Origin of the sequence: Robertmurraya dakarensis, assembly GCF_900156875.1 — a bacterium.
Lineage (GTDB): Bacteria > Bacillota > Bacilli > Bacillales > Cytobacillaceae > Robertmurraya > Robertmurraya dakarensis.
Map to the genome: position 1 here is coordinate 1630187 of NZ_LT707408.1, position 20544 is coordinate 1650730.

Here is a 20544-nt window from a genome sequence, read left to right on the forward strand (position 1 = left end):
GGCGCTAAGCGCCGAGGAGGCTCCCCGTACCGCCCGCGGAAAGCGAAGTGCCTGGAGTGGAAATCAACAACTCCGTTTAACCAACTACTAAAAAATAAAGGGCTGTCAAAGGTCAGTTACCTGACTTTTTGGACAGCCCCAATTCTTAACTTGAAAACCCTAGTAAGTTCTTAAATACTATCATTTATATAATGTTTTCAAATTATTGTGAATATTTAATAAATTAGATTGACTTTTAATTCATATCTACTTAAAATAAAAGCGAATGAATACTCATTCGCTTTTATATTGAAAACGCTTTCTAAAATAGTAAAAGGAAGTGATATACCCGTAGGTAGTAGTTTTATTCTATTAATTATTGATTAATTTTATTACGAAAAAAGGAGGGTATTACATTGAGACACTACGTATCTACTAGTGAAGAGGGAATCAATCGGGAGTCACTGCCGTTTAAACTATACGAAAAGGCAAAAAAGTTTGGAACTTGGGATCCAAGAAATATTGATTTTAGCAAGGATAAAGCTGATTGGGAGTCATTAACGAAGGAACAGCAAACATCTTTGCTGACGTTAATTTCTTTTTTTTATAGTGCTGAAGAAGCGGTAACAAATGATATTCTTCCAATGATTTATGCCATTTCAAAAACAGGACATTTTGAAGAAGAAATGTACTTAACGACATTCTTATTCGAAGAAGCGAAGCATGCAGACTTTTTCAGTTTAGTGCTGCAAACGATTGGAGTGAGACGCGAGTTAAATTCTTTACATACTCCAGCCTATCGAAAACTATTTGATGAGCTTCTTCCTGAAACGATGGGCCGTTTAATGGTGGATCAATCACCTAAAGCTATTGCGGATGCTGCCGTTGTGTATAATATGTTCGCGGAAGGAATACTCGCAGAAAGTGGTTATTGGACTTTCTACGAAAATCTAAAAAACATAAATAAAATGCCTGGGCTGCTGGAAGGGATCACGAACATAAAAAGAGATGAATCAAGGCATATCGGATTTGGTACATTCTTGCTGCAACGTTTAATGTCTGAATATTCAGATATATTGGATTACGTTCTGAACAAGCTTCAAGGATTAATGCCGCTTGCACTTGAGATCAGTAACTCTACTCGGACTGGGGATGTCAACCCGTTCGGCGTGGCAGTAGCGGATAATCAAGCATTCATGCACAAGCAATTGAATGCAAGAATTGAAGTGTTGAAACGAGCAAAAGGAAAGACACTAGAGGACATTTATAAAATGGATGTTGTGTTTGAATAATTTTTAGAATAATAGGAGGTGCTCTGTGTGAGTACAGAAACAATGGTCCAACAATTTCCCCTTTTTATTAATGGAAAGTGGACACCAGTTGAGAGTGGTGAAACTTTCGATATTATCAATCCGGCCACATCCGAGGTATCAGCTAAAGTATCGAAAGCCTCTGAAAAAGAGGTAGAGCTCGCTGTCCAGAATGCACGCAGTACATTTGAATCAGGTGTTTGGTCGAATAAAACACCGGAAGAAAGAGCACAAGTTCTCATGCAATTTTCGAAAAAAATTATTGAACATGCTCAGGAAATCGTCTATCTAGAAGCGATAAGTTCAGGAGGAACCCTTCGAAAGTTAGCTGGAGCTGATATCCAGCAGCTTGTACTATGCTTACAGCAAACGGTTAAGCAAGCTCTTGAGTACAAATATGTTGAAACATTGCCTGTCGTAACAGCCTTAGGTCCAAGCCGAAATCAGCTAATTCGTGAACCATTAGGAGTAGTGGCTGCAATTACGCCATGGAATTTCCCATTGGTATTAGCTATGTGGAAAATTGCTCCGGCGTTAATGATGGGTAACTCGATTATTGTAAAACCGGCTTCTAACACACCGCTTGGAACATTGAAATTGGCGGAGTTAGCGGTTGAAGCAGGTCTGCCGCCAGGGGTGTTTAATGTCATTACTGGCCCAGGTTCAACCGTTGGTGAGGCACTTGTAACTCATAAAGAAGTGGATAAAGTGGCATTTACCGGTTCGACTGAAGTTGGACGCAGCATTATGAAACAAGCTTCGGGAACGGTAAAGAAAGTAACACTAGAATTGGGTGGAAAAGCACCTGCAATCGTTCTGCCGGATGCTGATTTGGAGGTAACGATCCCGGGAATTCTATTTGGTGTTTTCTTCCATTCGGGTCAAGTGTGTGAATCCGGCACGCGGCTGCTAGTACATGATTCTATCTATGAGGAAGTCATCGCTAAGTTAGCGGAAATGACGAAAAAAATAAAAGTTGGAAATCCAATGGATCTTGCAACTGGAATGGGACCGGTTGTTTCCAAACAGCAGATGGATACGATTCTTTCTTATATTGAATCTGGAATTTCTGAAGGAGCAAGACTGGTTTGCGGCGGCAAAAGAGCAGCTGGACCGGGATTGGATCAAGGATATTATATTGAACCAACCATCTTTGCAGACGTTCAAAATGATATGAAAATTGCTCAAGAGGAAATCTTTGGGCCTGTTCTATCTGTGATTCGATACTCTACAGAGGAAGAGGCGATTAGAATTGCTAACGATACGATCTATGGTCTTTCTGCAGGGATCTGGTCTCGTGATGTAGTAAAAGCTAACAAACTAGCAGCTAAGATTAAAGCCGGAACCATCTGGATTAATGATTGGCATATGTTCAGAATGGATGCACCATTTGGGGGCTATAAGCAAAGTGGAGTGGGACGTGAATTAGGAAGGAACGCATTAGATGAATACACGGAAGTTAAACATGTTCATACAGCACTAACAAATGAAAATGATCAAAGAGCAGGATTGAAACTCATATTCTAAGAAAATAAAAAAAACAAGAAGGTGAAAATATGAAAATTACATCATACTCCGAGTTTTCTCATCGTACTTCATTGCGAATGGGTTCGGGTACACGAATTTTAGTTCCAGATTTAATCGAAGGATTAGGAGGAAAACGGCCTGTTCTTTTTTCTGATAGAGGGTTAACACAGGCAGGCTTGACGCAGGAAATTATCGATATTTTCGAAGCGGTACCGGGGATTCAGCTTGCAGGTGTGTTTGATGATATTGAGCAAGATGCGAAAACGTCTAATATAAATAGGGCGATTCAATATTTTAAAGAATGTAACGGTGATTCCATTATTGCTATTGGCGGGGGAAGCGTATTGGATACTGCCAAAGGAATCAAGTGGGGAATTCATAATAAAGTAAGCAATATGGCGCTTGCCATGTCAGGGAATGTGATGGAGTTATGGCCAAAAGCAGAACCTATACAGATCCCGCACGTAGCGATTGCGACTACTGCAGGAACAGGTGCAGAAGTTTCGGCAATTGCTGTTATCTATAATGAAATGCTTGGCGTGAAATGTAATCTATTAAATCCATACATTAATGCTGATATTGCCGTGCTGGATCCTGATTTAACAGTAGGATTGCCGCCGAAAGTGACGGCATTTACAGGAATGGATGCCTTAACACATGCGATCGAAGGTTATTTTACATCAAAAGCAAATCCAATGACAGATGCGTTAGCCCTGCATGCGATGAAATTAATCGTCAACAATTTAAAAACAGCTGTCATTCAAGGAGATAATCTTGCCGCACGTTCGAATATGCTGCAAGCTAGTACACTGGCAATCAATAGTTTTACTTTAACGTTTGGAGAAGATCCTGTTCACAATGTTGCACATACATTAGGAGCCAAGTATGGAATACCGCATGGTTTGGCGAATGCCGTTCTGCTTCCAACTGTGATGAGAAATCTAGCTCCGTTATATTTTAAAAAGGTCCATGAATTTGCGTTTGCTATCGGGGTGAGGGAACCGTCCAATAATCCGGAAGATTGCTTAGCTCAGTGTCTAGAGGTTATTTATGAGTTAAGAAAAGAAATTGGTCTGCCGGATGATTTCGCAGAATACAATATTGATCCTGCTGATATACCAAAGTTGATTCCTGCTGTACAAATGGATCCGTCTGGTATTGGATTTAGAATTCCGGAAGATGTAATTGAGAAGATTTTAAAGGAAGTTATTCCTGCGAGTGTGTTGGCTGAATAAAAGGTTTTTGTTTGACATAGATTTTGAAAGATTAATAGATTTGCACCTGCATTTTTTTGGAAGTGCTACCCAGTTGCTATTATCAATGATTGGTAACTGTTACACAAGAAAAGTTATTTTAAAACAAAGAAGGAGGAATTTTTAATGATAACAAAAGGCGACGATTTTCCAATTCATCAAACGCCAGAACCAATTGCATTTTCAGGGACGGATCGAAACTTTTATGACCGTTATTTTTTCAATGGCTATACAAAAGAAGGCGATGTGTACTTCACAACAGCGTTTGGCGTGTATCCTCACCTAAATATCATTGATGCTTCTTTCTGTGTGGTCCATAAGGGTGTACAGCATAATCTCCATGCTTCAGGGTATTTGAATATGGAACGCCTAAACACACAGGTTGGACCCATAAAAGTTGATGTAGTAGAACCTTTAGAAGTATTGAAGATCAGTGTAAATGATAATGAGCATGGAATACGTGCCGAAGTTACGTTCAATGCACGTACGGTTCCAATTAAAGAGCCTCGTTTTACAAAGCGAAATGGACCGCGTGCATTTATGGACTATACTCGTTTTACGCAAAATGGAACATGGGATGGATGGATTGATGTTCAAGGTGAAAGAATTACATTGAACCGCGAAGACTATCTTGGTATGCGTGATCGTTCATGGGGAATACGTCCAATTGGGGAAAAAGATCCTCAGCCGATGGTACCGCCAATGGAGCCGCAGTTTTATTGGCTTTGGGCACCTCTGAACTTTGGGGATAGGATCACTCTATACCATGATAATGAAGATGGTGCGGGCTATCCATGGAATCAAGCTGCTGTCATGTGCGGGCTTCATGGGGCTGAACCAGAAAGAATGGAAAAGTGCTGGTCTGAAATTACTTATAGATCTGGTTCAAGGCATGCCGAAAGTGCAAAGCTCTTTCTAGAAAATAAAAAGGTGAAATTACGACCATTGATTTAACTGTTAAGTGGCAATATTACATGACGGGAATGGGCTACAATAACCCTGATTGGAATCATGGAACAAATAAAGGTGAACTGGCGGTTGGTTATGACAAAATTGTTACGGAAGAAATTACGACTTCAGAAGCTCCTTATCATCACATTCAAGCGTTTGTGACTGCAGTGATGACGCTGCCGAACGGTGAAACATTTGATGGAGTAGGAATCTTAGAACAAGCGATCATTGGTCCACATGAACCATCTGGTTTTAAAACGAATTTGGATGTGGCGCCGTGATGAAAGAAATCAGTAAACAATTAGCTGCTTATCTTGAACATAGGATGCCGGGGATTACAAATGTAGAAATAACTGAACTTTCTCGTATACATGGGGGAGCAAGCCGTGAAACCTACAGCTTAACTGCGAGGTGGAGGGATGGAGGAAAAGCGGTGGAGAGGCCATTAATCCTTCGACGCGATCCGGTTGGAAGTTTAATTGAAACTGATCGTGAAGTTGAGTATAATGCTTATTCTGCTTTTTATCCTCTAGGATTGCCTGTACCTGAACCACTTTATATAGAGAATGATCCTAAGTGGCTGGGACGTCCGTTTTTTGTAATGGAAAGAATTGTGAACTCTAACGTAAGTTCGTACCTGGTACCTCCTGATTCATCTATTATTGATCAAGTTGGCAGACAGTTTTGGAGTGAGCTTGGCCGGATTGCAGGAGCCGATCCTGCTGAAATTGGTTTAGCAGATAAACTGGAAAAAGTTGAACCGGAAAATTGTTGGAAGCGGGAACTTACGTATTGGGAGAATGTCATTAATGAAGATCAACTGCACTCAGAACCAATTGCACGTGCTGCCATTCGCTGGCTGAAGAAAAATCCGCCACCGCCGCCTCCGAGACTTTCAGTTGTTCATGGTGATTATCGAACAGGTAATTTTCTTTATAATGACGCAGGAGACGTGACTGCCATTCTGGACTGGGAATTATGCCATCTAGGAGATCCTCATGAAGATATTGCCTGGGCAGCTGATCCATTTTGGTCATTCGAAAGTACAGAAAGGCCAAGTGGTATGATACCACGAGAAGAAGCATTCCGGCAGTGGGAAGAAACAAGTGGATTCACGATAGACCCAGCTGCGCTTAGATGGTGGGAGATTTTTTCGATGGTAAAAGGGCTTGCGATATGGATATCAGCCGGCAATGAATTTCAGCAAGGCACAAATAAAGATATTGTCCTTGCGTGGTCTGGCTTTTTCCCGAGACTCGTCCATAATCGTTTGTTAGCAGAACGGTTATCAACGCTCTCAAGGGAGGTACTGCTATGAAGCCGAGTATGAATGAAATGTTAGAGAGTATCTGCGAAACATTACTGAAGGACATTGCTCCAAGTCAACAGTCGGATTACCAGACGAAACAATTGAATACGATGGCTTTTCTTATTTTAAATGCAGCGAAAGAATATGACCAGGCTGCAGATATTCGTTTTCAAGAGAATGCTAGAATGAGAAAGATATTCTTGGAAGCTTCTACATTAGTGGAGGATCAAGAGCTGCGTGGAAAAGTAGAAGCAGCAGCTAAGTCTAAGGATACATCCCTAAGCATTAAGGCTTTAGATGCTGCAAATGATGAATTGAACGAGCTTCTCATTGAACTCCAGACATATGTAGAAGAAGTTGAAACACCTTTGGGGGCAGATCTATTGCAGTCAATTTGGAGCTATTTCGTGGACTCGACTGCAAGAAGAAGAGAGGTATGCCCAGGAATTGTGGTGGACTTGAAGCCTAGCAATTAATAAATGAGATGTTGATATGGTCATCATTAGGTTTTGTATTTTTTGAATATTAAATATATTTTATGGGGGTTTTTGGATGAGACAGTTAGCGTCACATAGTGAAAAAGGAATCAACCGTAATTCCTTGCCATTTAAATTGTATGAAAAAGCGAAAAAATTCGGTACTTGGGATCCAAGAGATATTGATTTTTCACAGGATAAGGAAGATTGGGAGAGTTTGACTTATGCCCAGAGAGAAGAATTAATGCAGTTAATTTCTCAATTCTACGGAGCAGAGGAATCGGTTACAATTGATATTTTGCCAATGATATCAGCTATTTCGAAGGTTGGTTATTTTGAGGAAGAAATGTATTTAACGACCTTTGTTTTTGAAGAAGCGAAGCATGCTGACTTTTTCTCGTTATTTCTTGAAAATATAGGCGTAAAAGGAGAACTTGGCCATATCCCAATCCCTGCATGGCATAAATTATTCCATCAAATCCTTCCAGAAACGATGGATCGTCTCAACCATGATCAGTCACCACATGCATTGATAGACGCAGCTGTAACTTACAATATGTTTGCGGAAGGTGTTATGGCTGAAACTGGATATTATTATTTTTACGAATGTTTAAAATCTATCAATAAAATGCCAGGGCTATTAGAAGGGATTGGCAATATTAAAAGAGATGAATCCCGTCATATCGGATTTGGTACCTTCTTGATTCAGCGGCTCATCAGTGAAGATCCAAGCCTTTATGATTATGCGATCGAGAAGTTAAACCATTTAATGGGCACCATTCGTGTGGAATTTGGTGAGCAGAGGAAGTTCGGTGCCTTTGATCCGACGATTGACGAGAGATTAACACAATTCGGCAATAAACAATATCAAGCGAGAGTGGATGTTCTTGCTAGAGCTAAAAATCGAAAGTTTGAAGAGATTTATAACTTATCAGAAAAAGAGGTTGGCGTTGAATAGATTATCAGTAAGTTAGTTGAAGTGTATTAATGGAAAAAATAGGAGGAATAGAAAATGAGAAAATTAGCGTCACATAGTGAGAGAGGAATTAATCGGAATTCTTTGCCATTTAAACTTTATGAAAAGGCGAAAAAATTTGGAACTTGGGACCCAAGAGATATTGATTTTTCAAAAGATAAAGCAGATTGGCAGTCGTTAACGGAAATACAAAGAAATGAATTATTGCTGCAAGTTTCTCAATTTTATGGGGCGGAGGAATCGGTTACGATTGATATTATGCCAATGATTTCGGCTATTTCAAAAGTCGGTTACTTTGAAGAAGAAATGTATTTGACGACGTTTGTTTTTGAAGAAGCAAAGCATACGGACTTCTTTAATTTATTTTTACACCATATCGGAGAAAATCGCGATTTAAGTCATCTTCCGGTACCTGCTTGGAGAAGATTATTCCATGAGGTGCTGCCGGAAACGATGGAAAAACTAAACTATGATCAATCACCGAAGGCATTGATTGACGCTTCTGTCACTTACAATATGTTTGCAGAAGGGGTATTGGCGGAAACAGGCTATTTCTATTTTTATGAGTGCTTAAAGTCCATCAATAAAATGCCAGGCCTGCTAGAAGGGATTGGCAATATTAAAAGGGATGAATCTCGACATATAGGATTTGGAACTTTCCTAATTCAAAGATTGATCAGTGAAGATCCAAGTTTATATGATTATGCTGTTGAAAAAATGAACTATTTAATGGGAACGATTCGTGCACAGTTTGCTCAAGAGATGGTGTATCAAGGGTTTGATCCAGCAATTAAAGAGAAATTAGCTAAATTTGCTGCTACGCAATACCAAGCACGTATGGAAGTACTGGCAAGAGCAAAGAATAAGAAGTTTGATGAAATTTATAATTTATCTGAAACGGAGATTGGCGTTTATTAAAGCGGATATTCTATGAGGTATGGCTGTCGTAAGGGTAGAGATTCTACTGTTTTGCGGCAGCTTTTTGGTTTTGAAAAGGGAAGGGTGCGTCTTAGTTTTTATTCCGGATATCGAAGAATCTATAGTATTCTATGATTATTATAATGGTATGATAAACAAGGGTATAACAATTAAGAGGTGATAAATTTGCTTTTCCTGACCCTGTTTTTACTAGCAATCGTTGTAGGTTATCCGATATGGGATTATTTTTATATGAAAAAGATTAATAGTAGCCTGATAAGTAAATGGAGAATTTATGGAGAAATTATGATTACCCAATGGGTAAGTGTAATTATCTTTTTAACGTATTGGTTCTTCGCTAACCGAACTTTTGGCGACTTATTTTTTCTTGAAAATCCCATACTTTCTTTTCAAACTGAATCTTTATTGGCACTTGGATTGGGAGCAGGTCTTAGTATTGCAATGTTTGCATTGATTATTATTTTCTCAAAAACAATAAGACAAAAACTCTCTGAGGCTTTAACTGATGAAAGTATTCAATTTTTGTTACCGTCATCTTTAGGAGAACGTTTGTTTTTTCTATTAATAGCCATTACGGCAGGGGTTTGCGAGGAAATCATATTTCGTGGAGTGATGTTTTATTATTTAAGTCATCTTCCATTTGAATTACCACTCGTTGCAATTGGCATTATTTCAAGTCTATTATTCGGTATTGTTCATCTATATCAAGGGTGGAAAGGGGTACTGCTGACTACCTGCTTAGGAGCTGTTTTGTTTTTCCTATTCGTGGGAACAGGGGATTTATGGGTTCCTATTATATTACACTTTATTATTGATGCGAAGTTCGTATTTTTGCCTAATAAAAAAGTGTCATAAAAGGGTTTAGTGAACGGAAGAGATTGAAAATCTATGAAAAATAATCTAAAGAAAGGATCTTGAATAAATGGTCTCCCATTTTGATTCAAGATCCTCTTTTTTAATTAATACCAACGGCTTAAATCAGGGTATCCACTTACTGCCCAAGCACCGTCAACGAGGAGACTGGCTCCTGATACATAGGCAGCGTCATCGCTTGCTAGAAATAAAGCTGGTCCCGTCATATCATCCGGCTGTGCAGCTCTTCCAAGCGGGATACGTTCTAAATAAGCATCTTTAATCTCTTTATTTTCCACCAGAGGAGCCGTTAATGGAGATTCGACTAATCCAGGCAAAAGGGCGTTTACTCTAATATTTTCACGAGCTAGTTCAAGCGCAGCATTTTTTGTCAACATCTCAACACCAGCTTTTGCGGAAGAATACGCCGCGCCGGCATACATCGGTACATGTGCGTTTAGTGAAGCGACATTGACAATAGCACCGGCGCCCTGTTTCTTCATCTGTCTAGCCTGATGTTTAATGCAGAGAAAAACTCCTTTTAAACAAAGGTCAACAGTGAAATTCCAATCCGTTTCGGAGAGCTCTACAATCTGCCCAGGTCTTGAAGCTCCTGCAACATTAAAGGAATAGTTCAGTCCGCCAAATTGTTCAACTGTTAATTCTACGAGCTTCTCTACTTGATCTTCTTTCGTCACATCGATTTCCAAGCCTAAAAAATTGGAACCAAGCTCTTTTTGCATGTTCTCTAGACTGTCCTTGTTTAGGTCAGCAGCCACTACTTTGGCTCCTTCTTTAATGAGGCGTTGTACAATAGCGTAGCCAATTCCTGAGGCCCCACCTGTAACAATGGCTATTTTATTATTAAAGCGACCTGCATTTGTCATAAGTTTGATTCCTCCCGGGTTTATGAATAATATGTATATACTATTCTAAATATTTAGAAAATATATATTCTATCATAGCATAAAAAATATTTTTAATAAAGAAGGGAGAGGCTGTGTATTTTCTATTGGGATTGAAGGATGAATTGAAGTAAAAAGCAGCCGAAAATAGTTTTCAGCTGCTGGAAAGTTTTCTAGTAAACGAGGGTTTATTCTTTTGCTATTTTCTCAACATTTACCCGTCCAGAAAAGAATGTAGCTCCACCGCCCATATCAGCAATTCGATCCGGTGTGAGGGAATTGACTAAATATTTCTTTTCGGAAACATCAGCCCAAAGGCCTTGTGTTACGACAACTCCGGAAAGTACATTTTCACCGACTGCTGCTTTCAATTCGCACTGGCCCCGGTTGTTCCAAATTAAGACAGTCTCTCCATCCTCTACACCCAGTTTTTCTGCATCTTTTGAATTGATATGCAAACGGGGTTCTTTTTCAAGCGAGAGATGTTTGTCATTATTAGAAAATGTTGAGTTTAAGAAATTATGATTTGGCGCTGGTACGAAATGAAACTTAAATTGGTCTTCCTCGACTAATGGTGTATATGTAGGAAGAGGAGGAAGGCCTTTTATTTTCAATTGCTCAGAATAAAGCTCAATTTTACCGCTTGGAGTTAACAGCTTTTTCGTCAACGGCGGTGATACATTAGCCTTTACGTACTGTTCTTTTTCTAGTCTTTCATAATCAATGCCTTTAAGGTAAGGAGTATGCAGTGCGTCAGAAATCATTTGCCTTTCTGTTTCGTATAGAGCCTCATCTTCATAGCCCATTGCTTTAGAAAGCAGCTGGAAAACCTCAAAATTTGATTTTGATTCACCATATTTTTCAATAACAGGTTGTTGAAGTTGGACGTAATGATGCCAGTACGATTTATAAAAATCTGTGTTCTCCAAAGAGCTTGTAGCTGGTAAAACGATATCCGCATACTTTGCTGTTTCCGTCAAAAATAAATCATGAACCACGATAAAAAGGTCATCCCGTGCTAACCCTTTTCTCACTTTATTGCTCGATGGAGCTACAACTGCTGGATTTGACCCGTACACAAATAGCGATTTAACAGGCGGATCTGCTTCAAGGAGTGCTTTTCCAAGTAAGTTCATGTTAATTATACGAGTGTTTTTATTCTTTAATAAATCAGGGCGCTGCAGTTTATTTGCATCGTGAGTCAAATGTTGACCATTGCCTTTGATCGCTCCGCCGCCTTGCAGCAGCCATTGACCAGTCAGGGCAGGAAGACAGGAAATGCTTCTCACAATCATGCCGCCATTATCATGATGCTGAGGGCCATTTCCAATGCGAATAAAGGAAGGAGATGTTTCGCCGTACATCCTTGCAAGCTTATAGATATCTTCTACTGGTATTCCGGTAATGGCTGAAACCGATGCAGGGTCGAACTGTTTTACATGTTCACGCAATTCCTCGTGTCCAACAGTATACTTCTCAAGAAAATCGTTATCTGTCATATTTTCAGCGAATAAAATTTGCATCATGCCAAGTGCTAGAGCAGTGTCGGTTCCAGGCAATATCGGGATAAACCAGTCTGCCATTCGACCTGTTTGATTTTTATGGACATCAATTACGACGATTTTAGCTCCATTCTTTCTTGCCTTTTGAGCAAGTACCACTTGATGCATATTCGTGCTTACAGCATTAATGCCCCAAAGAATGATCAATTTAGAATGAATGGTCTCCTCTGGATCTATACCAAAGCTGCCGCCCATTGTATATTGATAACCTTTTGAACCAGCGGATGAACAAATCGTTCGATCAAGTAAGGATGCACCCATGCGATGGAAGAAGCGGCGGTCCATTCCTTCTGCATTCAGATAGCCCATATTGCCGTAAAAACTATATGGAAGAATGCTTTCCGGCCCATCTGTTTGGATAAGACTTTTCCATTTCTTTGCAATAGTTTCTATAGCTTCTTCCCAGCTGATTTGTTCGAATCTACCTTCACCTTTTGGGCCTACTCGTTTTAGGGGATATTGGAGACGTTCATGATCATAGATACGATGCGTCATGTTTCGTACCTTGTTACAGATATTTCCTTGTGTGACAGGATGGTTAGGATCACCCTCTATTTTTATTATTTTTCCATTTTCTTTATGAACAAGCAGGCCGCATTGATCCGGACAATCCAAAGAACAGACCGATGGGAAAATCCCTGTTGGTTGATCGGCAAAAGAATTCACATTTTGACCTCCTTTTTAGAATTTAAGTGATTAATAAGATCATAAAGTAATATATGAATGGATTCAAACAATCTAGACAGAAAATTAATAAAATAGCAGTCCTATATTTTCTTAATATTCAAAAAGTAATTGTGTGTATACATATTAAAGTATTAAAATAAATAGAGATAGAGTAAATAGACGTCTAATTTATTTGAATTGAAAGCGTTGTCACTTCAAGGATCTAGTAAATGAAGAGGAGGTTCGTTATGTTAATTGGGGAAATGTTACAAAAACAAGCAGTTGAACATCCTCATCGTCCTTTTATTAAAATTGGGGAGGCTACCTACACATTTCGAGAGTTTAATAGATTGGTAAATCAAACGGCTGCCTGGTTATTAAGAGATTATGACATTAAAAAGGGCGCCCATATAAGCATCATTCTTCCTAATCAGATTGATTTTCTTTTGTTGTTTTTTGCGATTGCGAGGGCAGGGGGAGTGGTTGTCCCGATGAATCCGCATTTCAAAGCAGATTTATTATCGTATATGGTTGGGCAAAGTGAAAGTTCTCTTGTGATATGCCATCGAGATGTGGAGATGTTTGAAACATCGGAATCTGTAAAGAAAATCGTCATTGATAATGGAGAGATTGTTGACCTTGTAAGACATATTCAAGATGCTGATCTTCTCCCAACCGATGTGAATCAAGATGATCTTTTTAGTATTATCTATACTTCTGGAACGACAAGCAGGCCGAAAGGGGTTATGAATACGCAGAGTGCCTATTTAGCGGCGGGAAGAGATATCTCCAGTGCCTTGAATATTTCAAAGGACGATGTTACCTACTTATTTTTACCTCTGTTTCATGCGAATCCACAGTTTTATGGAATCATGTCTGCATTAATTGCAGGAAACACTCTCCTAATTGATGAGAGGTTTTCCGCGAGCGAGTTTTGGAAGAAAGCACAACAACAAGAATTCACTACTTTTACATATGTTGGAACCGTTCTTTCTATCCTGTTAAAAACAATGCCGTTTCAAGCTCCCCTTCAACATCAGATTAAAGGGGTTGGCGGTGGGGCACCGAAAGAGACGTGGGAACAGTTAACTGCAAAATGTGGACTAAAAATACATGAACTATACGGTATGTCGGAAACAGGAGGCTTTGTTACGATCAATTCCGTCAGCAAATACAAAATGGGAAGTGTCGGTATAACTAGAGATTGTGTACAAGTAGCCATTTTAAATGAACAAGATGAAGTTTGTGGCGCAAATGTAAAAGGGGAGATCGCTATTCGTCCAAACCAGCCAAATGTGATATTCGATGGCTATTATAATGAACCTGGAAAAACAGTCGAAGTATTTTCAAATCTTTGGTTCCATACGGGTGATATAGGCTGGTTTGATCAAGAGGGTTTCTTCTATTTTGAAGGCAGAAAGAAAGATATTATTCGAAAAAAAGGAGAAAACATTTCGCCGACTTATATAGAGGAAGTTTTTCAAAAATTGGACGTAGTGAAAGAGGCTGCTGCGGTTGGGATTTCTGATGAAATAGCCGGGGAAGAAATTAAGCTATGCTTGGTTATGGAAGAAAAGGAATTTTCTATAGAGAAATTGGTCCAATGGGGAAAAGAACATTTACCTGAGATCATGATGCCAAGGTATTTTGAAAGAATGGATGCTTTTCCAAAAACAGCTACAGAGAAAATTGAAAAACACAAACTGAAGGTTTTAGAAGATCAGGTGATCGATATCAAGCAATCTAACTAATTACATGAGAGGATGAGTCCATTGTATTTATCGGAGAGTCAGATGGAATTTAGAGATGAATTAAGAGAATTTGTTCAAGATTATATTTCCCCGACGGCCGATCAGCGAGACAAGGATGATGTCTATCCCACAGACATCATTAAGAAGATGGCAGAACGAGGCTATAATTCCTGGACATTGCCTGAAAAATATGGAGGTCAGAATGGTTCAAAACTTGAAGCTTGTCTTATTTTTGAAGAAGTCGCTAGAGGATGTGCGTCAACGGGGATTTCACTGATTACGATTTTTCAGGCTCAAACCATTCTCCATTTATATGGTACTGATACTTTGAAAGATAAGGTGTTAAAAGAGTTTAAGAATGGGTTGATTGCGTCCTATGCGTTAACAGAATCAAAACGAGGTTCAGATATTCGCAGTTTGGACACGAAAGCAGTAAAAAAAGGTGATAAATGGGTAATTAATGGCGCAAAGTCTTTTATTACAAGTGCTTCAGCTGCGGATGTATTTATTATCCTAGCGGAAACGGATGTTGGCGTCACTACGTTCTTCGTTGAAAAAGATCTCCCAGGCGTTAGAACAGTGGTAGGTGATTATTCACAAACGATAGGTCTTCGAAATGGTCCGCACTACGATGTCTATCTCGAAAATGTAGAAATTCCCGAATATTGTTTAATTGGAGTGGAGGGGAAAGGAATCAAACAAGCGGTGACAACATTGAATAATAGCCGGACATTGGCCGCAGCGATCAGTGTTGGGATTGCACGGGCTGCTTATGAGGATAGTCTTGCTTGGGTCATGAAACGGCAGGCATTTGATCAAGATGTGTTTGATTTTCAAGGGATTCAGTGGATGTATGCCAATATGCTGACAGATATAAATGCGGCGAGATTGTTGACCCATCAAGCAGCTACCCTTCATGACCAAGGGGATGCGGCGATCTCTGAATCAAGTCAGGCTAAGCTGTTTGCTGGTGAAACGGCCACCCGGGTTGCTGGTCAAGCCATTCAGGCATGCGGAGCATATGGAACAACGGTTAATGCACCATTTGGCCGTTATTTACGGGATGCAAAAGCCTATGAAATTGCTGGAGGAAGCAATGAAATTCTTAAGAATACGATTGGAAAAGAAATAAGAAAAAATTGGGCAAAACATACTCCGGCTATAAAGAATTAGATTCTCACATTAAATGGACGGACAGTTGACTTATTTCTCTTCGATAATTCGGTGTTATGGAGAATCTAGCTGTCCGCAATTCTTTCATAAAGGTGGTCCCTATGAAAAATAATTTTCACCCTCTCTTAGAGGGAGCTTATGAATTTCATGTTCACAGTTATCCTAGCATTTTCAGTCGCAAGCAAAGAGATTGGGAGCTCCTTGAAGACGCGAAAAAGGCAAAAATGGGTGGTTTTGTTTTAAAAAGTCATGAATCATCCACGGTTGAACGTGCTTACCTGTTAAGAGAAAAGGAGCCTTCCGTGAATGTATTTGGCGGAATTGTTTTAAATCAGCATGTTGGTGGACTTAACCCGTATGTAGTTGAAGCCTCTTTGATAATGGGCGGCAAGGTTGTATGGTTTCCAACGATTTCTGCTCGTCAGCACCAGGATTATTTTAAAAATAAAGCTACACAGTTATTTAATGGAAGTCCGCTGTTATCTCAGTCTGTTGTTTCAATTGAGAAAGAGGGTCGTCTACTTCCTGAGGTGGAAGAAATCCTCAGATTAATTAAAGAATATGATGCTGTTTTAGCGACAGGACACTTGTCTTTAAAGGAACAGCATGCGGTTGTTGAGGCTGCGAAAAAAGCAGGTGTTGAAAAAATTGTTATTCAGCATGCAGATATGGGAATTTCTAAAATCCCGCTTAGTGATCAACAGTTTTTTGCTTCACAGGGCTGCATGATCGAAAAGTGTTTATTGGCATGCAGCAATGATTTTCAAGATTTAACCATTGAGGATATGAAGAGGACGATTGACACCATAGGTTTTGAGTCCTGTATTCTAGTCACCGATTTTGGCCAGCCTCACAACGAAGCACCTGTTTATGGTTTAAATACATTCGTGGAGAAACTGCTGTTAGAAGGAATGAAGGAGAACCAAGTGACAAGGATGTTACAGGTTAATCCAAAAAGCTTATTAGGGTTACGTTCGTCAAGGTGGTTATTAAATCCCAGTCATTTATCCTTACTAAAAAAGGAAAGCCCTTCTATAGTTAGTAGAAGGGTGAAGTGACCTAGTTTCTTACAATTTTTTATTTAGTTTTTTTGAATGGACTGATTAACATTTCCTGCCTTGACGTTCTTAAACACATTAATGACAAATAATAGCACACCTAGGACGAGGACGTTAGGAAAGATCATTAGAAGGAACATTAAAGAGGTATTGCCCACAAGCAGGAAGGATAAACCTAGCATAAATAATGGGAACGAGATATTGTGCAGCCAAAAATGGAGTTTTGCTAACATGGTCTCTCCACTTTTTGGGAATAACACATACACTACGCCAAATAAAGCCATTGAAGCCCATCCAACAAGGTTAATGTGAGCATGTGCACCAGATAGCCTGTGGTCCCCTAAAATTTCCATCGATAATCCCATTACCACGCCAATAAGAAAGTAAATGACTGCAATTTTAAGAAAGAGGATACCTAATCTCATTGATTCACCTCCAATATTTACAATTTTCTATCTGTAAAAGTATATAAAGTCCCATTGGTAACTATTACCTAATACTATAAATTTTAATGTAATAAAGGGTAGACAACTCACGCGGGGTTAGAATGTTGACCGCCATATATTCACCAAAGAATGCGTGCTTTTTAAATGGAATGTATCCTGTTTATTTAACAGATAATATGGGAGGTAGAAAGGAGGGCGTAGATGTCAACTAATAAGAAAGATGATGAACTTTTGAAGCAGCCACTAATGTCTACTGGTACAACAGAAGCAGGATATAAGAAGGAAGAGACGAAAACAAAAGCTGTGACACAGCCAAAGATTGGTGAGACCATTATGGGGGATGACGGGATTACCGGTAGAATTAGGTAAAGGATTTCATGGGGCAGACCCTTATCCCCACAGTAAATTACAAGATGGACTTAAAATTTAGATTGGAGGAGTGAATACATCATGAAAACAAAAGATGATTTCCTAGAAGGGGCTAAAGTGACAAAAGATAATCAAATTTATGGAACCCCAAACAGTAAGAGTAAAAATGGAACGGGTGACTCTCCAAACGATAATGTTGGAGTGAATTCATCCAGAAAAAATCGTTAAAATGACAGCCAAGATTTCCTTGGCTGTTTTTTATGTTCTTTAGCGTGCATGAATACTGGGGTGAGCTTTCAAATAGTTGCAATCTGTAACCTTTCTGTGTGTATACAGTCTAATATAGCAGGGGGTGACTATGTTGAAAAAAATAATATTCTCACTTATCTTTTTTAGTTTTATACTGACAGCTGTGGGTTGTGGTTTGGGAACTCCATCAGATTCTGTGATTTCTAGCGATGTTGATTTTGGAAAAAAAGATTATCAGAAAGTGGTCTCAGCCAATAATCAATTAGGTCTAGACTTACTATCAATAGCCGAGAGAGATCAAAACGGAAACATATTTATTTCTCCTGCAAGTTTATTCATGGCTTTGTCGATGGTCTATAATGGAGCGGATGGAACAACCAAGGAAGAAATCTCCGAAGTCCTTAAGATAAAGGGGATCGATACAACGGAGTTAAACAAGGCTAACGCTTCATTGATAACCAGCCTCTATCAAAATTCTAAGAGCGTTCAAATTAGGATCGCAAACTCGATCTGGATAAACGAAGATTTTCATTTTCAGCCTGAATTCTCTCAGAATACACAAGATTATTTTAATGCAGAGATAGAGGAAATCGATATTTTTGACTCCAAGTCTGCTGAAATGATCAATGACTGGGTTAAAAAATCGACCAACAATAAAATAGAAGAGATTGTGGAAAGTCCATTGAATCCAGATTTAGTGGCGCTGCTGATAAACGCCATCTATTTCAATGGAGATTGGAAATTTGAATTTGATAAAAAGCAAACAAAGGATAGAACTTTCTATTTGAATGACGGGACTGCAAAGGAAGTACCATTAATGTCACTTAAAGAGAATTTGCCTTATTTGGAAACCGAACATTTTCAAGCTGTTTCACTTCCTTATGGGGATGAAGAAATGAGCATGAACGTATACCTTCCAAAAGAAAATACTAGTCTAGCTGAGTTTGAAAAGATGATGACAAATAGTAATTGGGAAAAATGGAACGAGGACTTTCGTGAAGAAGAGGGTACAGTAATGCTCCCTAAATTTAAGCTGCAATATGAAGTGTTGTTAAATGAAACACTTAAGGGGCTGGGGATGCCGACTGCTTTTAAAAAGACAGCCGATTTCACGAAAATGGTGGAAGAAAGCGGTCCGTTATGGATAAATTCAGTAAAACAAAAAACATATATTGATGTAAATGAAAAGGGTACTGAAGCGGCTGCAGTAACATCAGTCGAAATGGTAACAGAATCAGCGCCAGCAAATAGGCCATTTTATATGGAAGTAAATCGTCCGTTTTTCATAAGTATCACAGACAATCTAACTGGCACAATACTTTTCCTGGGTTCAATCTCTAATCCGCAGGAATTATGATTATCTTTAAATCCAAGTAGGAGATGATAAAGAGCAGGTTTAAAAATAGAAGAGAGGGAGCTAGAGATGAGAATAGTTGGTGTAATTGTCCTTGTGATTGTGTTTGGTTTTATAGGCTTTGTAGCGACAGTGATTGCCTCGCTTACTAGAGATGCTGGGTTTTATGTGCCTTTTGTTCCAACCGTCACAGCAGGGCTAATAGTGATGATCATTCTAGGAATCTATGGGAAATGGAAAAATAAAGTAACGAAAATGTTTGGAATTGTTTTCTTTTCTTTATGTATTTTATCTGTCGTTGTTTATGAGGGATATCAAGCTTATTTAGAGAGTCTTGAGGTTGTAAGTACACAAGATGTCGATTTGTCAGAGTACATGCCATTTGTAGAAAAGACAAAAGCGGTTGTACTCGAGGAGCCATCATCATTCAAAATACAAGACAATTTACCAATGTTAGATGGTGCAACCGCATTGTACCCTGTTTATTCGGCTTTTGCACAAGCAGTATATCCGGAGAAAGAGTATCCCCTTTATGATGGGGAAGTCGTCTCTAGTCAGACCAGTTATGCATATGAACGTCTCCTAAGAGGTGAGGTGGACATGGTTTTCATGGCACATCCTTCTGCAATGCAAATGAGAATGGCTGAGAAGCAAGGAGTTTCCTTAAAACTGACCCCGATCGGCCGGGAAGCCTTTGTCTTTTTCGTACATCAAAAAAATCCCGTTGAGGAACTAACAATAAACCAAATACAAGGAATCTACTCGGGTGAAATCACGAACTGGAAAGAAGTTGGTGGAAATAATGAAGAAATTCGTGCATTTCAGCGCCCTGATGGCAGCGGCAGTCAAACGGCTCTACTTAGTGTGATGAACGGAATTCCGTTAATGGAGCCTCCTTCAAAGGATATTGTATCGGCGATGGGAGGTATTATAAAAGAAACGACTAATTATCGGAACAGAACAAATGCGATTGGGTTTTCTTTTAGGCACTTTTCGCAGGAAATGGTAAATAATGGGGAAGTAAAAAATATTGCGATTGAAGGTGTTTTGCCTTCAAAGGAGAATATTCAAAACGAATCCTATCCAATTGTCGATCAATTTTATTGTATAACAGCGGGCAGTAAGAATCCTCATATTGACTCTTTTATTGATTGGATACAGTCTGAACAAGGCCAGTGGATTGTAGATCAGACGGGATATGTGCCGCTAAACTAATCGCGGGCTGTTTATATCAAATATTTCAAAAATCCTATTATGCGAAACAAAAATGATACCTTTATTAAGATTACTATTATTTCATAGTAATATTTCTTCTATATAATCTAAGGTAAGGTTGGTAAGACAATAAATTATATATAAGAAGTCAGCTAGTTATGCTAGCTGGCTTTTTTTTTATTTAAAATAAGGCAGGCTTATCGTCTCATCTTGAGAATAGTCCT

General features: G+C 39.1%; 20 protein-coding genes. 17 read left to right on the forward strand and 3 right to left on the reverse strand.

The window, feature by feature from the left end:
• Positions 1 to 365: 365 nt before the first annotated feature.
• The 10 genes from CZ487_RS08990 to CZ487_RS09030 all read left to right on the forward strand — a co-directional run bounded on the left by CZ487_RS08990 (position 366) and on the right by CZ487_RS09030 (position 9575).
• Positions 366 to 1271, forward strand: coding sequence for a R2-like ligand-binding oxidase (locus CZ487_RS08990; RefSeq protein WP_272914194.1), 906 nt, complete (start codon positions 366 to 368; stop codon positions 1269 to 1271).
• Positions 1272 to 1298: 27 nt separating this feature from the next.
• Positions 1299 to 2816, forward strand: a complete 1518-nt coding sequence (locus tag CZ487_RS08995; protein ID WP_077211770.1) for an aldehyde dehydrogenase family protein — start codon at positions 1299 to 1301, stop codon at positions 2814 to 2816.
• A 29-nt stretch (positions 2817 to 2845) separates the two neighbouring features.
• Complete coding sequence (locus CZ487_RS09000) at positions 2846 to 4051, forward strand: iron-containing alcohol dehydrogenase (protein ID WP_077211771.1); 1206 nt, start codon at positions 2846 to 2848, stop codon at positions 4049 to 4051.
• A gap of 144 nt (positions 4052 to 4195) precedes the next feature.
• Complete coding sequence (locus CZ487_RS09005; RefSeq protein ID WP_202617803.1) at positions 4196 to 5023, forward strand: Rv3169 family protein; 828 nt, start codon at positions 4196 to 4198, stop codon at positions 5021 to 5023.
• Positions 5024 to 5043: 20 nt separating this feature from the next.
• Positions 5044 to 5301 (forward strand): hypothetical protein, encoded by a 258-nt coding sequence (locus CZ487_RS27075; RefSeq protein WP_202617804.1) that lies wholly within the window; start codon positions 5044 to 5046, stop codon positions 5299 to 5301.
• Entirely contained in the window at positions 5301 to 6338 is a 1038-nt protein-coding gene (locus CZ487_RS09010; protein ID WP_084783165.1) for a phosphotransferase family protein, read from the forward strand. Before CZ487_RS27075 ends, CZ487_RS09010 begins: the two co-directional genes overlap by 1 nt.
• A complete protein-coding gene (locus tag CZ487_RS09015; RefSeq protein ID WP_077211772.1) occupies positions 6335 to 6805 on the forward strand; it encodes a hypothetical protein in 471 nt (156 codons plus the stop codon). The genes CZ487_RS09010 and CZ487_RS09015 overlap by 4 nt, the downstream gene beginning before the upstream one ends.
• A 76-nt stretch (positions 6806 to 6881) precedes the next feature.
• Entirely contained in the window at positions 6882 to 7763 is an 882-nt protein-coding gene (locus tag CZ487_RS09020; RefSeq protein ID WP_077211773.1) for a R2-like ligand-binding oxidase, read from the forward strand.
• A gap of 54 nt (positions 7764 to 7817) precedes the next feature.
• The gene (locus tag CZ487_RS09025) at positions 7818 to 8699 is read left to right on the forward strand and encodes a R2-like ligand-binding oxidase (RefSeq protein WP_077211774.1); all 882 of its coding nucleotides are present in this window, start codon (positions 7818 to 7820) and stop codon (positions 8697 to 8699) included.
• Positions 8700 to 9005: 306 nt separating this feature from the next.
• Positions 9006 to 9575 (forward strand): CPBP family intramembrane glutamic endopeptidase, encoded by a 570-nt coding sequence (locus tag CZ487_RS09030; protein ID WP_237562824.1) that lies wholly within the window; start codon positions 9006 to 9008, stop codon positions 9573 to 9575.
• Positions 9576 to 9679: 104 nt separating this feature from the next.
• Here CZ487_RS09030 and CZ487_RS09035 read toward each other — a convergent pair whose 3' ends face one another.
• A complete protein-coding gene (locus tag CZ487_RS09035; protein ID WP_077211776.1) occupies positions 9680 to 10459 on the reverse strand; it encodes an SDR family NAD(P)-dependent oxidoreductase in 780 nt (259 codons plus the stop codon).
• A gap of 206 nt (positions 10460 to 10665) precedes the next feature.
• The gene (locus CZ487_RS09040) at positions 10666 to 12705 is read right to left on the reverse strand and encodes a molybdopterin oxidoreductase family protein (protein ID WP_077211777.1); all 2040 of its coding nucleotides are present in this window, start codon (positions 12703 to 12705) and stop codon (positions 10666 to 10668) included.
• 248 nt (positions 12706 to 12953) lie between these two features.
• On the opposite strand from CZ487_RS09040, the gene CZ487_RS09045 reads away from it, so the two are divergent.
• The 3 genes from CZ487_RS09045 to CZ487_RS09055 all read left to right on the forward strand — a co-directional run bounded on the left by CZ487_RS09045 (position 12954) and on the right by CZ487_RS09055 (position 16687).
• Complete coding sequence (locus tag CZ487_RS09045) at positions 12954 to 14456, forward strand: class I adenylate-forming enzyme family protein (protein ID WP_077211778.1); 1503 nt, start codon at positions 12954 to 12956, stop codon at positions 14454 to 14456.
• 42 nt (positions 14457 to 14498) lie between these two features.
• Positions 14499 to 15629 carry an acyl-CoA dehydrogenase family protein gene (locus CZ487_RS09050; protein ID WP_161949607.1) on the forward strand — a complete coding sequence of 377 codons (1131 nt, stop codon included), beginning with the start codon at positions 14499 to 14501 and terminating at the stop codon, positions 15627 to 15629.
• Positions 15630 to 15730: 101 nt separating this feature from the next.
• The gene (locus CZ487_RS09055) at positions 15731 to 16687 is read left to right on the forward strand and encodes a DUF6282 family protein (RefSeq protein WP_077211780.1); all 957 of its coding nucleotides are present in this window, start codon (positions 15731 to 15733) and stop codon (positions 16685 to 16687) included.
• Between the two features lie 23 nt (positions 16688 to 16710).
• On the opposite strand, the gene CZ487_RS09060 is transcribed toward CZ487_RS09055, so the two are convergent.
• The gene (locus CZ487_RS09060; RefSeq protein WP_077211781.1) at positions 16711 to 17112 is read right to left on the reverse strand and encodes a cytochrome-c oxidase; all 402 of its coding nucleotides are present in this window, start codon (positions 17110 to 17112) and stop codon (positions 16711 to 16713) included.
• A gap of 222 nt (positions 17113 to 17334) precedes the next feature.
• Here CZ487_RS09060 and CZ487_RS26550 point away from each other — a divergent pair, with 222 nt between their 5' ends.
• From CZ487_RS26550 to CZ487_RS09070, 4 genes are all read left to right on the forward strand, one after another.
• Positions 17335 to 17502 (forward strand): hypothetical protein, encoded by a 168-nt coding sequence (locus CZ487_RS26550; protein ID WP_154676016.1) that lies wholly within the window; start codon positions 17335 to 17337, stop codon positions 17500 to 17502.
• A gap of 81 nt (positions 17503 to 17583) precedes the next feature.
• A complete protein-coding gene (locus tag CZ487_RS27080; protein ID WP_202617805.1) occupies positions 17584 to 17730 on the forward strand; it encodes a hypothetical protein in 147 nt (48 codons plus the stop codon).
• 130 nt (positions 17731 to 17860) lie between these two features.
• Positions 17861 to 19108 carry a serpin family protein gene (locus CZ487_RS09065; protein WP_077211782.1) on the forward strand — a complete coding sequence of 416 codons (1248 nt, stop codon included), beginning with the start codon at positions 17861 to 17863 and terminating at the stop codon, positions 19106 to 19108.
• 66 nt (positions 19109 to 19174) lie between these two features.
• Positions 19175 to 20320, forward strand: a complete 1146-nt coding sequence (locus tag CZ487_RS09070) for a PstS family phosphate ABC transporter substrate-binding protein (protein WP_077211783.1) — start codon at positions 19175 to 19177, stop codon at positions 20318 to 20320.
• Positions 20321 to 20544: the final 224 nt, after the last annotated feature.

Excerpts from the sequence above, each read along its gene's own strand:
- CZ487_RS09000 (WP_077211771.1), top strand. The coding sequence starts at position 2,846 with ATGAAAATTACATCATACTCCGAGTTTTCTCATCGTACTTCATTGCGA.
- CZ487_RS09005 (WP_202617803.1), top strand. The coding sequence starts at position 4,196 with ATGATAACAAAAGGCGACGATTTTCCAATTCATCAAACGCCAGAACCA.
- CZ487_RS27075 (WP_202617804.1), top strand. The coding sequence starts at position 5,044 with ATGACGGGAATGGGCTACAATAACCCTGATTGGAATCATGGAACAAAT.
- CZ487_RS09010 (WP_084783165.1), top strand. The coding sequence starts at position 5,301 with ATGAAAGAAATCAGTAAACAATTAGCTGCTTATCTTGAACATAGGATG.
- CZ487_RS09015 (WP_077211772.1), top strand. The coding sequence starts at position 6,335 with ATGAAGCCGAGTATGAATGAAATGTTAGAGAGTATCTGCGAAACATTA.
- CZ487_RS09020 (WP_077211773.1), top strand. The coding sequence starts at position 6,882 with ATGAGACAGTTAGCGTCACATAGTGAAAAAGGAATCAACCGTAATTCC.
- CZ487_RS09025 (WP_077211774.1), top strand. The coding sequence starts at position 7,818 with ATGAGAAAATTAGCGTCACATAGTGAGAGAGGAATTAATCGGAATTCT.
- CZ487_RS09030 (WP_237562824.1), top strand. The coding sequence starts at position 9,006 with ATGATTACCCAATGGGTAAGTGTAATTATCTTTTTAACGTATTGGTTC.
- CZ487_RS09035 (WP_077211776.1), bottom strand. The coding sequence starts at position 10,459 with ATGACAAATGCAGGTCGCTTTAATAATAAAATAGCCATTGTTACAGGT.
- CZ487_RS09045 (WP_077211778.1), top strand. The coding sequence starts at position 12,954 with ATGTTAATTGGGGAAATGTTACAAAAACAAGCAGTTGAACATCCTCAT.
- CZ487_RS09050 (WP_161949607.1), top strand. The coding sequence starts at position 14,499 with ATGGAATTTAGAGATGAATTAAGAGAATTTGTTCAAGATTATATTTCC.
- CZ487_RS09055 (WP_077211780.1), top strand. The coding sequence starts at position 15,731 with ATGAAAAATAATTTTCACCCTCTCTTAGAGGGAGCTTATGAATTTCAT.
- CZ487_RS09060 (WP_077211781.1), bottom strand. The coding sequence starts at position 17,112 with ATGAGATTAGGTATCCTCTTTCTTAAAATTGCAGTCATTTACTTTCTT.
- CZ487_RS26550 (WP_154676016.1), top strand. The coding sequence starts at position 17,335 with ATGTCAACTAATAAGAAAGATGATGAACTTTTGAAGCAGCCACTAATG.
- CZ487_RS27080 (WP_202617805.1), top strand. The coding sequence starts at position 17,584 with ATGAAAACAAAAGATGATTTCCTAGAAGGGGCTAAAGTGACAAAAGAT.
- CZ487_RS09065 (WP_077211782.1), top strand. The coding sequence starts at position 17,861 with ATGTTGAAAAAAATAATATTCTCACTTATCTTTTTTAGTTTTATACTG.
- CZ487_RS09070 (WP_077211783.1), top strand. The coding sequence starts at position 19,175 with ATGAGAATAGTTGGTGTAATTGTCCTTGTGATTGTGTTTGGTTTTATA.